We start from the raw sequence: 11,877 nt of genomic DNA, 5'->3' as shown, positions 1-11,877 counted from the left end.
GTGCGCGAGAGCGCTCGACGATCGACGCGGAGGGGAACGATCCGATGGCGAACTTCGCCAAACCCCAGGCACCCCGGTTCGACCTGGCGGTGTACCAGAACGAGTTCCTGCCCGAGGGCGGCCGGGAGGTCCACGCGATCCTCACCGTGACCTCCTCGGGCGGGGCCACCGCGACCCGGGCCGCCGACCCGGGCGCCACCGCGGTGGTGATCATGGTGGACTGCTCGGGCTCCATGGACTACCCGCCGACGAAGATGGCGGGGGCCCGGGCGGCCACGGCGGCGGTCCTGGACACGCTGCGCGACGGCACCGAGTTCGCGGTGGTCGCGGGCACCCACGTGGCCCGCGAGGTGTACCCGCGCGGGGGCCGCACGGCGATCGCCGACGCCCGCACCCGGGCCGAGGCCAAGGACGCGCTGCGCTCGCTCACGGCGAGCGGGGGCACCGCGATCGGGACCTGGCTGCGGCTCGCGGACCGGCTGCTGGCGGCCTCGGGGGCGCGGATCCGGCACGGCGTCCTGCTGACCGACGGGCGCAACGAGCACGAGGAGCCGGCGGCGCTGCGGGCGGCCCTGGAGGAGTGCGCGGGCCGGTTCACGTGCGACGCGCGGGGCGTGGGCACCGACTGGGAGGTCAAGGAGGTGACCGGGATCGCGGAGGCCCTGTTGGGGACGGCCGACATCGTGGCGGACCCGGCGCACCTGGCGGAGGACTTCACGGGGATGCTGCGCGCGGTGTTGGAGAAGGACGTCGCGGACGTGGCCCTGCGGGTGTGGACCCCGGTCAACACCGAGCTGGTGCACCTCAAGCAGGTCGCGCCGACGGTCGTGGACCTGACGGACCGGCGCACCGAGGCCGGGCCCCGGGCGGGCGACCACCCGACCGGATCCTGGGGCGACGAGGTGCGCGACTACCACCTGTGCGTGCGGGTTCCGGAGGCCGGGATCGGGCAGGAGATGCTCGCGGCGCGGGTGTCCCTGGTGCTGCCCGGAAGCGGATCCGGAACCCCTCCGACGGTGCTGTCCCAAGGCTTGGTACGGGCGGTGTGGACGGAGGATGTGGCCATGTCCACAGCGATCAATCCGCAGGTCGCGCACTACACGGGGCAGGCCGAGTTGGCCAGGGTCATCCGGCAGGGCCTGGAAGCACGCAAACTGGGCGATATCGATGGCGCGACCGCCAAATTGGGCCGAGCCGTGCAGCTCGCGAACGTCTCCGGCAATGAGGACACCGCCAAACTGCTGTCGAAGGTCGTGGACGTGGTCGACGTGGAGGCGGGTACTGTGCGCCTGAAAGCCAAGGTCGCCGACGCCGACGAGATGACCCTCGAAACGCGTTCGACCAAGACCGTCCGAGTGAAGAGGACCTGACACGTCCGTCGCGGCCGAGACGCCGACGATGTGCGGGGAGAAGAAGGGGGAAGGGTCGAGATGCCGACCTGCCCGAACGGCCACCAGTCCGTCTCCGACGACTGGTGCGAGTTCTGCGGCCACCGCATCGGCGGGGCCGCGGGCGCCGCTGCGGCGGCCCCCGCGCACGAGGGGTACGGCTACCCGCCGGCCGGCGGTGACGCCACCGCCCAGGCCGAGCTCTGTCCGCAGTGCCGCACGCCCCGCGAGGCGATGGCGCCCTTCTGCGAGGAGTGCCGGTTCAACTTCCTGACCCGCACCGCCACCTCGTACACCCCGATAGCCCCGGACCCGCAGCAGGGCCGGGGCCTCGGCCCGAGCGCCCCGCCGCCCCCGCCGTCCGGCCCGCACGCCCCGCAGCAGCACGGCGGCCCCCACCCCGGCCAACCCCAACACGGGCAGCCCCAGCACGGCGGTCAGCAGCACGGACAACCGCAGCACGGCGGTCAGCACGCGCAGCCGCAGCACGGGCAGCACCAGTCCCCGTCGCAGCACGGCGCGTACCAGCCGCCGCCCCCGCCGCAGACGCCCCCGCAGCACCAGCCGGGCGACCCCTACGGCACCGGCTCGGACGCCTCCCTCGGCTACGGCGGCCCCGCCGCGCCCCCGGCGCCCCCGCACCAGACGGGCGGCGGGCACCTCGACCCCGACGCGTACGAGTACCAGGGCTCGCGCCCCTCGCGCGTGAACCGGCACGCCGAACCGCTGGCCCCGTCCCAGGACGGCGACGACTGGCTGCTCCCGCCCCCCGGCGGCGCGCAGCAGCCCCCGTACCCGGGCCAGAACCAGGGCTACGGTCAGCAGCAGGGCCACCCGCAGCAGGGGCAGCAGCAGGGCCAGGGCGCGGAGGCGTACGGACACGCCCCGATACCCCAGTCCCCCTACCAGCAGCAGCCGCAACAGCAGCCGCAGCCGCCGCAGGCCCCGCAGCCGCCCGCGCCCGCGTCGAACTCCTGGTCCGTCACCATCGGCCCGGACCGCGACTACTTCCTGGCCATGATGCAGCGCAGCGGCCCGGAGGCCGCCGGCCTGAACCTGCCCGCCTACTCCCCCGAGCAGCACATCCGGCTCACCGGCGGACAGCTCACCATCGGCCGCCGCCGCGCCTCCACCGGCGAGTCCCCGGACGTGGACCTGTCGGTGCCGCCGGAGGACCCGGGCGTCTCGCACAAGCACGCCGTGCTGGTGCGCCAGCCCGACGGCAGCTGGGCCGTGGTGGACCAGGAGTCCACGAACGGCACCACGATCAACGGCGGCGAGGACCCGATCCAGCCGTTCGTGCCGATCCCGCTGCGCGACGGCGACCGCGTCCACGTCGGCGCCTGGACCACCCTCACCATCCGCGTGGGCTGACCCGCCCGCGCGCGATCCGCGCCCCCGTCGAGGAGCCCGCCCGGACCCCGGGCGGGCTCCTCGCGCACCGGCCCGCACCGGCCCGCACCGGCCCCGCCCGTCAGCCACCGGCCCCGGCCCGAGAACCGGAACCCGTTCCGGAGCCGGCCCCCTCCTCGCCCAGCGGCCACGCGTACGGGCCGTCCGGGTCGTCGAGCCAGGCCCACGCGCCCTCCGGGGTCACCGTCACCCCGAACCGTTCCCGGCCCGGTCGGCCCTCGCCCCGCCACAGGTCCAGCGCCTCGCGCGGGTGCAGCGTGGCCCCCGTCACCAGCAGCATGAACCGGAACGCCTCGTTCTCCGTCAGCCCGCACGCCTGCGACTCCCGTTCCCGCCACGCGTCCGGCGGGCTCGCGCACGCCCCCCGCAGCGGCACGAAGTACACGGGCGTGCGCAGGAACCGGCCCTCCGCGAACCCGGCGTCCCGCACCCGCAGCGCGAGCAGTCCCGTGGCCAGCGGCGCCAGCACCAGCGCGCCCGGCCGGCACTGCGCGGGCCAGGCCGGCGGCACGGTCGGCAGCGCGCAGGTCACCAGGATCCGGTCGTAGGGGGCGCGCGCCGGGCAGCCCCGGGCCCCGTCCCCGGTGACCACCGTCGGTCCCAGCCCCACGGCCGCGAGGTGGCCGCGCGCGGACTCGGTGATCTCCGGGTCGAGGTCCACGGTGGTCACCGCGTCCGAGCCGAGCCGGTGGGCGAGCAGGCCCGCGTTCCAGCCGCTGCCCGTGCCGATCTCCAGCACCCGGTGCCCGTCCGCCACGTCCAGCGCGTGCAGCATCCGCGCCATCAGCGAGGGCTGGCTGGAGGAGGAGGTCAGGATCCCGTCCCGGAGCCGGATCGCGACCGGCGTGTCCGCGTGCACCCCGCGCAGCCAGCGGGCCCGGCGCTCCGGGTCGGGGTCCTCGGACCACAGCCGCTCGTGCCCGGCGCCGCGCGGCGCGAAGAACCACGGCACGAACGCGTGCCGGGGCACCGCCTCGAACGCGGCCCGCCAGGCCGGATCGGGCAGCACCCCGGCCGTCACCAGTTCACGGACCAGCCCGGCGTGCGCGAGCGCCCGCGCGTCCCGGCCGCTCGCGGTGGGATCCCGCTCGCCCGCCGCCATGTGTCCACTGTGGCCCGCCGACGGCCCCCGCGCCCGGCGGGGACGGTCGGGGACGGTCAGGGACGGTCGTAGGTCCGGGGTCCTCGGTCGGGGGGTCTGAGACGATGGTGGGGTGACTGAGAACCCGGGAAGCACCGCTTCGGAACAGACCGTGTCGGAACAGACCTTCTTCGAACAGGTCGGCGGCGAGGAGACCTTCCGCAGGCTGGTGCGCCGCTTCTACGAGGGCGTGGCGCAGGACCCGCTGCTGCGCCCCATGTACCCGGAGGAGGACCTCGGGCCGGCCGAGGACCGGTTCGCGCTCTTCCTCATGCAGTACTGGGGCGGCCCGACGACGTACAGCGACGGCCGGGGCCACCCGCGGCTGCGGATGCGGCACGCCCCGTTCCAGGTGGACGCCGCCGCACACGACGCGTGGCTGGCGCACATGCGCGTGGCCCTGGACGAGCTGGGGCTCGCGCCGGAGCACGAGGAGCGCCTGTGGAAGTACCTGACGTACGCCGCCGCCTCGATGATCAACACGGCGGGCTGAGCGGGCCGAGCGGGCCGCGCGCGCCGGCTCAGACGGGGCGCACGCTCAGGTCGCCCAGACCCCCGGCGGTGCGCCGGGTTGCGACGGAGCCGTAGGGGGTGCGCAGCCGGAGCCAGCCGGCCGCGCCCAGCAGGGCCACGGCCCCCTCGTCCGCGCCGGGCCGCAGGAAGCCCAGCGAGGTGGCGGCGTGCACGGCGCGCAGCGGCAGGGCGGTGGCGCCCAGGGTGCGGGACCAGATCTCGCGGCCGATCCGGTCGCGTTCGGCGCGGGTGCGGCGTTCCTCGGGGAGGGCCTCGTCGCGGGCCCGGAACTCGGCGACGGCGGCGGCCACGGCCCGGCCCATCGCGTCGGGGGCGGGCAGTCCGGGCAGCGGGGCCCAGTCGCCGCGCGGGGGCAGCACCCCGGTCCACGGGGGGCCGGTGACGGCGTTCGGGATGCCGAGCTCGGCCCGTGTCTCGGACACCGACTCCAGCAGTTCGCCCGCCGAGACGGTGCGGTCCAGGGGCGGGCCGACGGGTTCGGCGAGGCGCACGGCGCGCACGGCGAGCACCTCGAAGGACGGGGGCCGGCCGAACACGGCGAGCGCCCCGCCGCCGGCGGCGGCCTGGAGGCGCACGGCGGCGGCCCGGTCGTAGCGGAGCAGGCGGGTGAGGAATCCGGCCAGGTCGGCGGCCTCCCCGGGGTCGGCGAGGCGGAGCGGGATCACGGTCGCGGGCGCTTCGGTCACGGGCGGGCCTTCCTCGCGGACGGGGTGCGGGCTGCGGGCCCGGGACGGGGGCGCGGGGCGCGCCGGGGCGGACGGACGGGGGCGGGGCCCGGGGTCGTCGCCGATCCCGGGCCCCGCCCCGGCCTCATGCCGCGAGGGAGCCCTCCGGGCCGGTGGGCTCGTCGAGGTACTTCGTCAGGAACTGGCGCTCCTCCGCGGTGATGCGGCGGGGCCGGCCCTCGGCGAGGTTGTAGGGCACGACGACGGTGGAGGCGCGCACGTACACGCGCTCCTCCTGTCCGTCGTCCGTCGCCTCGTCCTTGATCTCGTAGCCGATGGTCAGGGACGCGGCGCCTATCCGGGTCACCCAGGACTCGACGAGCACCGGCTCGTGACGGTGCACGAGGGGCAGCTTGTAGTCGATCTCGTGGCGGGCCACGACGGAACCGCCCGTGAAGGAGTCACTGCCCTCCCCCGGCGCAAGGCGGAACATGAAGTCGATGCGCGCCTCCTCCAGGTAGCGGAGGAAGACCACGTTGTTGACGTGCCCGAAGGCGTCCATGTCCGACCAGCGCAGGGGGCACCGGTAGAGGTGTCTTGCCATGGGTTCGCCCGCCGCCTCAGCCTCGGGTGAGCTTCTTGTAGGTGGCGCGGTGCGGACGGGTGGCGTCCGGGCCGAGCCGCTCGATCTTGTTCTTCTCGTAGGACTCGAAGTTGCCCTCGAACCAGAACCACTTCGACTCGCCCTCGTACGCCAGGATGTGCGTGGCGACCCGGTCGAGGAACCAGCGGTCGTGGGAGACGACCACCGCCGCGCCGGGGAAGTCGAGCAGCGCGTTCTCCAGGGAGGACAGGGTCTCGACGTCGAGGTCGTTGGTCGGTTCGTCGAGGAGCAGCAGGTTGCCGCCCTGCTTGAGGGTCAGCGCCAGGTTCAGGCGGTTGCGCTCACCGCCGGAGAGGATGCCGGCCGGCTTCTGCTGGTCCGGGCCCTTGAAGCCGAACGCGGACACGTAGGCGCGGGAGGGCATCTCGACCTGGCCCACGTTGATGTAGTCCAGCTCGTCCGAGACCACGGCCCACAGGGTCTTGTTCGGGTCGATGTTGGCGCGGGACTGGTCCACGTACGAGATCTTGACGGTCTCGCCGACCTTGATCTCGCCCGAGTCCGGGGTCTCCAGGCCCTGGATCATCTTGAACAGCGTGGTCTTGCCGGCGCCGTTCGGGCCGATCACGCCGACGATGCCGTTGCGGGGCAGGGTGAAGGACAGGTCGTCGATGAGGACCTTGTCACCGAATGCCTTGGAGAGGTTCTCGACCTCGACGACGATGGAGCCCAGGCGCGGGCCCGGCGGGATCTGGATCTCCTCGAAGTCCAGCTTCCGCATCTTGTCGGCCTCGGCCGCCATCTCCTCGTAGCGGGCCAGACGCGCCTTCGACTTGGCCTGCCGGCCCTTGGCGTTGGAGCGGACCCACTCCAGCTCCTCCTTGAGGCGCTTCTGGCGCTTCTCGTCCTTCTTGCCCTCGACCTTGAGGCGCTCGGACTTCTTCTGGAGGTAGGTGGAGTAGTTGCCCTCGTAGGGGATCGCGCGACCGCGGTCGAGCTCCAGGATCCACTCGGCGACGTTGTCGAGGAAGTACCGGTCGTGGGTGATCGCCACGACGGTGCCCTTGTACTGGGCCAGGTGCTGCTCCAGCCAGTTCACGGACTCGGCGTCGAGGTGGTTGGTGGGCTCGTCGAGGAGCAGCAGGTCGGGGGCCTCCAGCAGCAGGCGGCACAGGGCCACGCGGCGCTTCTCACCACCGGACAGGTTCATCACGGGCCAGTCGCCGGGCGGGCAGCCCAGGGCGTCCATGGCCTGCTCCAGCTGGGCGTCCAGGTCCCACGCGTTGGCGTGGTCGAGGTCCTCCTGGAGCTTGCCCATCTCCTCCATCAGCTCGTCGGTGTAGTTGACCGCCATCTCCTCGGCGATCTGGTTGAACCGGTCGAGCTTGCCCTTGATCTCCGCGACGCCGTCCTCGACGTTCTCCAGGACCGTCTTGGACTCGTCGAGCTTCGGCTCCTGCATGAGGATGCCGACGCTGAAGCCGGGCGCGAGGAAGGCGTCACCGTTGGACGGCTGCTCCAGACCCGCCATGATCTTGAGGACGGTGGACTTACCGGCGCCGTTCGGGCCGACCACACCGATCTTCGCGCCAGGCAGGAAGTTCAAGTTCACGTCGTCGAGGATGACCTTGTCGCCGTGGGCCTTGCGCGCCTTGCGCATGGTGTAGATGTACTCAGCCAAGAGAAACCGTCCGGCAGATCGTGGAGTGGGCAGATACACCCCATCTTGCCGTACGCCCATCCTCAGGCGGAAACACACGTGGTCAGCCCGCCCGCGGCCGGTCCGGGCGGGAACGGGGGCCCGGACTTCGGTCCCGGCCCCGTCCCGGCCCGGCCCGAAGCCCGTCCGGGCCCGGGGGCCCGGGGCGTCAGGGCGTGCCGGGGCCGGCGGCGGAGCCGTCGGGGGCGGCCGGGGGCTCGGGCTCCGTGGGGCGCTTGCGCAGGGCGAGGACGACCATGCCGCCGAGGACGACCAGGCCCACCGCCAGCGAGGCGATCACCGGGGTGGCCGCCGAGCTGCCGCTGTCGGCCAGCAGGTCCTCGACCGGGCGCCGGTCCGGGCTCGGCAGCGGGCTCGGCGCGGTCTCCCGGCCGGGCACGCCGCCCTGCGGCCGCACGCCCGCCCCCTCGCCGGTCGCGACCGCGAGCGGCTGCGGCCACTGGGCCGTGGCGGTGGCCGCCGTGGCCGATTCGCTGGACCCGGCCACGATCTGCGCCTGCGTGCGCGCCCCGCTCGTGAACACCCGGCCCACGGGCACCTCCGTGGAGCCCTGCACCTGCACGGATGCGACCCCGTCGGGGGTGCCGGCGGGCACCTCGAACCACAGCTCCGTGCCGTCCGAGCCCGCCGTCACCGGCCGACCCTTCCCGTCGACCACCCGCACCCCCATCGCCTCGGCCGCCGCGTCCGGGGTGACCGTCACGTTGTGCGCCCCGGTCCGCAGGACCACCGGGCCCAGCCGGGTGCCCGCCGGGCCGGTCACCCGGTCCGGTTCGAGGTCGAGCGAGGCCGGCGGCTCCGGCAGCCGGCGGGCCGAGCGCTGGAGGTAGTCGGCGAGCTTCTCCGCCCCCGGGTCGGCGGCCTCCACGTTCGCGCCCTCGGCCAACCGCCAGATCGCCACCTGGGTGCCCGCCGCCGCGCTCTCCGCCGTCAACGCGCCCGCTCCCGCCGCCTTCGCGAGTCCGGCCAGGTCGTTCAGGTGCGGGTAGGAGTGCTCCAGCACCCAGCGGATCCGTCCGGCCTCCGCGTTCTTCGCCAGCGGGCTGCCGCTCCACGGCGTCTCCACGTACCGCTCCTGCGGCTGCGCGAACCCGGCCAGCCCGACCCCGTACGTCTGGAGCGTGCCCCCGCCCTCGACGCGCATCTCGTAGAGCCCGGCCGGGATCCGCCGGCTGTCGCCGGCCTCGTCGCGCAGCACCGCCTGGCCGTAGGTCTTGAGACCGTCCAGGACGGCCGCCGCCCCCTCCGTGCGCCCGGCACCGCCCCCGGCGGCGTCGGGCACGTCGGCGACCGCGGCCGCTCCGGGGGCCGCGGTGAGCGCCGCCGCGAGCAGGGCCACCGCGAGGGAACGCCGCCCCGACACCCGCCCCGACGGACTCGGCCGCTCCTCCCCCGACCGGGCCTGAACGGGCACCCGGGGAGCCGCCCCGGCACCCCGCCCCGGGCGGTCGGCGGGCGCGCCCGCGGGCTCGGAGGCCGCCCCGAGCGGTGGGCGGGAGGGCTCCCGGGGATCGGGTTCGGCGGGTACGGGACGTGCGGGTACGGCAATGGACACAGTCTTCCCCTTCGGGCCAAAAGCCCTGATGTCCGTGAGTTCCGGGGAATCCTAGCGTTGTCGAACACTCACCCCACCGACCCCTTCTGAACCTCCGTCAGCGGCGCCGGCGCCGCGCTCCGCCCCGGGGCCCGGCGGAACGCGGAGGTCCCCCGGCTCAGGTCGTGCCCCACCGTCATCGCGTCCACCACCGCTTCCGCCCCGCCCCGCTCCTCCCCGCGCCCCGACCACACCCGCAGGCTGCCGTGCACCACCAGCGGGTCCCCGATCGAAACGGAACTCGCCGCGTGACGTGCCAGGGCCCGTCTGATCCACACCGTGTAGAAGCTGGTCGGGGCCGAGGACCAGGTGTCGCTCCGCCGGTCCAGCACGCGCGGCGAGACCGCCAACCGGAACCGGGCCAAGGGCCCGGACGGCGCGTCCCGGAAGTCGACCGCCGTGGCCGCGCAGCCCACCAGCGTCACGTACGTCGCACCCCACCACATCCCGCGCTCCTCTCCGCCGCCGCGCCCGCGCGACCCCCGAGCGGCCCCACCGGCCCCCGGCACCCGTACATCCGTGCGTCCTCCGTCCGCCCCCGACGACCCCACGAACGGGCGCCGGACACGACGAAGGTCCGTGACGGACCGGACGATCGACCGCCTGTCGACCCTTCGGCCGGCCCGTCACGGACCAGCATGAACCCCCGCGCGCGAACCCGTCGGAGCCTGTGGATTACCGGCTGCTTGTGGAAAACCTCGCCACCGCCGCGAACTGCTCCCGCACCTCCCGGTACCGCAGCAGCTCCGCCGCCACCGGCTCCAGGACCCGGGCCCGCCCGGCCCCCGCCGCCGCCTCCCGCAACCGCCGTTCCGCCTCCGCCCCGTACCGACGGGCCGGCCCCCTGGCCCCCACCGCGCACGCCCACTCCACCAGCGGACCCCCCACGATCCCCACCAGCATCACCAGCACCGGCGGCAGCAGCTTCGGTTCGGTCAGACCCGCGATCTGCGCCACCAGCCACAGCCCCCCGAGCACCTGCAACAGGGTCATCGACACCTGCGTCAGCACCGCCAGCGGCCACCACTTCGGCCGGGGCGGCCGCACCGGCCCGCCCCGCACCGCCGCCCGCGCCCCACCCGACCCACCGGCCACACCCGTGCCCGTGCCGGCGCCCGTGCCCGTCGCCGGACCCGCGTCACCGCCCCGACCCCGACGCCGGCCCCGACCGCGCCCGCGACCCCGCCCGCGCTCGTTCTCCTCCTCCGCCTCCTGCGCCGCCGCCGTCAACTCGTCCAGGGCCTCCGGCAGCCGCTCCGCGCCCCGCGCCGCCGCCTCCCGCACCGCCCGAGACCACGGGTCCGGCAACCCGTTCGCCGCCTCGTCCGCCACCAACCGCACCGCCTGCTCCACCCGCTGCCGCGCCGTCACCTCCGACTCCCCCTCCGCGGGCTCCGCCGCCCCCGGCCCGCCCCGCCCGCCGATCGCCGCGAGCGCCGCCAGCCCGCTGAGCCGCTGCGGGGTCCGCCGCTCCTCGTACCAGCGCCACATCCGCAGCCACGGGGTGCCGCACGCCTTGTTCGCGTTGCGCCGCCACGCCCGCTCCGCCGCCAGGCCCGCCGCGTACGCGCCCACCGCCTCCGCCAGCCGGTCCTCGAACTCGGCCCGGGTCGCCTCCCCGATCTCCGGCACCGGGTGCCCGTCCGCCACGTACAGGGGCCGCAGCCGCACCGCCGCCCGGTCCACATCTGCCGAGATCCGCCGGGTCGCCGCCCCGTGTTCCTGCGTGAACTGGGCCAGCAGCTCGCGCAGCTCCGGCACCCCGTCCCCGGTCAGCGCCGAGATCCCGAGCACCGTGGCCCCCGGGTCGCCGTGCTCGCCGACCGCGATCCCGTCCTCGTCCAACAACCGGCGCAGGTCGTCGAGGACCTGGTCGGCGGCGTCCCCGGGCAGCCGGTCCACCTGGTTGAGGACCACGAACGACACCTCGGCGTGCCCGGCCAGCGGCCGCAGGTACCGCTCGTGCAGCACGGCGTCGGCGTACTTCTCCGGGTCCACCACCCACACCACGGCGTCCACCAGCGCCAACACCCGGTCCACGTGCTCGCGGTGCACGCCCAGCGCCGAGTCCAGGTCCGGCAGGTCCACGAGCACCAGCCCGCGCAGCGCCCCCGCGTCCGCCCCCTCCCGGGGCCGGCGCCGCAACCGGCCCGGGATCTCCAGCCGGTCCAGCAACCCGGCCGCCCCGTCGGACCAGCTGCACGCCAGCGGCGCGGCCGTCGTCGGCCGGCGCAGGCCGGTCTCGGAGATCTGCACCCCGGCGAGCGCGTTGAAGAGGGTGGACTTGCCGCTCCCGGTGGGGCCCGCGACGGCCACCACCGTGTGGTGCGGGGACAGCCCGCCCCGGGTCGCGGCCTCGTCCAGGACCCGGCCCGCCTCCGCGAGGGTGCGCCCGTCGAGCCGGGTCCGGGACAGCGCGACGAGCTGGCGCAGCGCGTCCAGCCGGGCCCGCAGCAGCTGCCCCTCGGGGCCCACCGCCGGAGCCGGCACCCGCACCCGGTCCGCACGCCCCGCGCCCGGGCGCCCGGCGGCCGACCGTGCGCCCGCGCGGGCCGGCGGCGCGGCCAGCACCCGCACGAGGGCCTCCTCGCTGTCGTCGGCGTCCCCGATCCGGCACCCGTCCGGATCGGCCGCCTCGGGCAGGACGGGGCCCCGCGCCGGCGGCGCCTCGCGGCCGGCCGGATCGGCGCGGCGGGCGATCAACCCGTCGTCCCACCGGCCGCGCCCACCGCCCTCGGCCCCGTCCTCCGCGCCGTCCTCGACGCGTCCCGTCCGCTCCGTGTGCTCCGTACGCGCCATCCGCCGGCTCCCCTCTCCA

The 11,877-nt window shown here is 75.4% G+C and carries 10 protein-coding genes; 3 read left to right on the top strand and 7 right to left on the bottom strand.

Features of this window, described 5'->3' with window-relative positions; genetic code table 11:
* The first annotated feature begins 44 nt into the window (after positions 1–44).
* Positions 45–1,370 (top strand): vWA domain-containing protein, encoded by a 1,326-nt coding sequence (locus tag ACN20G_RS17545; protein ID WP_424213733.1) that lies wholly within the window; start codon positions 45–47, stop codon positions 1,368–1,370.
* Positions 1,371–1,430: 60 nt separating this feature from the next.
* Positions 1,431–2,762, top strand: coding sequence for an FHA domain-containing protein (locus ACN20G_RS17540; protein WP_424213732.1), 1,332 nt, complete (start codon positions 1,431–1,433; stop codon positions 2,760–2,762).
* Between the two features lie 100 nt (positions 2,763–2,862).
* Here ACN20G_RS17540 and ACN20G_RS17535 read toward each other — a convergent pair whose 3' ends face one another.
* Positions 2,863–3,903 carry a methyltransferase domain-containing protein gene (locus ACN20G_RS17535; RefSeq protein WP_424213731.1) on the bottom strand — a complete coding sequence of 347 codons (1,041 nt, stop codon included), beginning with the start codon at positions 3,901–3,903 and terminating at the stop codon, positions 2,863–2,865.
* A gap of 112 nt (positions 3,904–4,015) precedes the next feature.
* Here ACN20G_RS17535 and ACN20G_RS17530 point away from each other — a divergent pair, with 112 nt between their 5' ends.
* Complete coding sequence (locus ACN20G_RS17530; protein WP_424213730.1) at positions 4,016–4,435, top strand: globin; 420 nt, start codon at positions 4,016–4,018, stop codon at positions 4,433–4,435.
* A gap of 28 nt (positions 4,436–4,463) precedes the next feature.
* Here ACN20G_RS17530 and ACN20G_RS17525 read toward each other — a convergent pair whose 3' ends face one another.
* The 6 genes from ACN20G_RS17525 to ACN20G_RS17500 form a co-directional block, all read right to left on the bottom strand.
* The gene (locus tag ACN20G_RS17525; protein ID WP_424215555.1) at positions 4,464–5,141 is read right to left on the bottom strand and encodes a hypothetical protein; all 678 of its coding nucleotides are present in this window, start codon (positions 5,139–5,141) and stop codon (positions 4,464–4,466) included.
* Between the two features lie 145 nt (positions 5,142–5,286).
* The gene (locus ACN20G_RS17520) at positions 5,287–5,745 is read right to left on the bottom strand and encodes an acyl-CoA thioesterase (RefSeq protein ID WP_424213729.1); all 459 of its coding nucleotides are present in this window, start codon (positions 5,743–5,745) and stop codon (positions 5,287–5,289) included.
* A gap of 16 nt (positions 5,746–5,761) precedes the next feature.
* Complete coding sequence (gene ettA, locus ACN20G_RS17515) at positions 5,762–7,426, bottom strand: energy-dependent translational throttle protein EttA (protein ID WP_424213728.1); 1,665 nt, start codon at positions 7,424–7,426, stop codon at positions 5,762–5,764.
* 187 nt (positions 7,427–7,613) lie between these two features.
* The gene (locus ACN20G_RS17510) at positions 7,614–8,879 is read right to left on the bottom strand and encodes a TQXA domain-containing protein (protein WP_424213727.1); all 1,266 of its coding nucleotides are present in this window, start codon (positions 8,877–8,879) and stop codon (positions 7,614–7,616) included.
* A 209-nt stretch (positions 8,880–9,088) separates the two neighbouring features.
* Positions 9,089–9,505, bottom strand: coding sequence for a single-stranded DNA-binding protein (locus tag ACN20G_RS17505; RefSeq protein WP_424213726.1), 417 nt, complete (start codon positions 9,503–9,505; stop codon positions 9,089–9,091).
* 229 nt (positions 9,506–9,734) lie between these two features.
* Positions 9,735–11,858 carry a GTPase gene (locus ACN20G_RS17500; RefSeq protein WP_424213725.1) on the bottom strand — a complete coding sequence of 708 codons (2,124 nt, stop codon included), beginning with the start codon at positions 11,856–11,858 and terminating at the stop codon, positions 9,735–9,737.
* Positions 11,859–11,877 lie beyond the last annotated feature (19 nt).

The sequence above is a fragment of the Streptomyces dryopteridis genome (genome assembly GCF_049606955.1).
Lineage (GTDB): Bacteria > Actinomycetota > Actinomycetes > Streptomycetales > Streptomycetaceae > Streptomyces.
Note: the sequence above shows the minus strand (reverse complement) of the source record. Positions and strands in the feature narration are given on the sequence as shown.

Excerpts from the sequence above, each read along its gene's own strand:
- ACN20G_RS17520 (WP_424213729.1), bottom strand. The coding sequence starts at position 5,745 with ATGGCAAGACACCTCTACCGGTGCCCCCTGCGCTGGTCGGACATGGAC.
- ACN20G_RS17545 (WP_424213733.1), top strand. The coding sequence starts at position 45 with ATGGCGAACTTCGCCAAACCCCAGGCACCCCGGTTCGACCTGGCGGTG.
- ACN20G_RS17505 (WP_424213726.1), bottom strand. The coding sequence starts at position 9,505 with ATGTGGTGGGGTGCGACGTACGTGACGCTGGTGGGCTGCGCGGCCACG.
- ACN20G_RS17500 (WP_424213725.1), bottom strand. The coding sequence starts at position 11,858 with ATGGCGCGTACGGAGCACACGGAGCGGACGGGACGCGTCGAGGACGGC.
- ACN20G_RS17535 (WP_424213731.1), bottom strand. The coding sequence starts at position 3,903 with ATGGCGGCGGGCGAGCGGGATCCCACCGCGAGCGGCCGGGACGCGCGG.
- ACN20G_RS17540 (WP_424213732.1), top strand. The coding sequence starts at position 1,431 with ATGCCGACCTGCCCGAACGGCCACCAGTCCGTCTCCGACGACTGGTGC.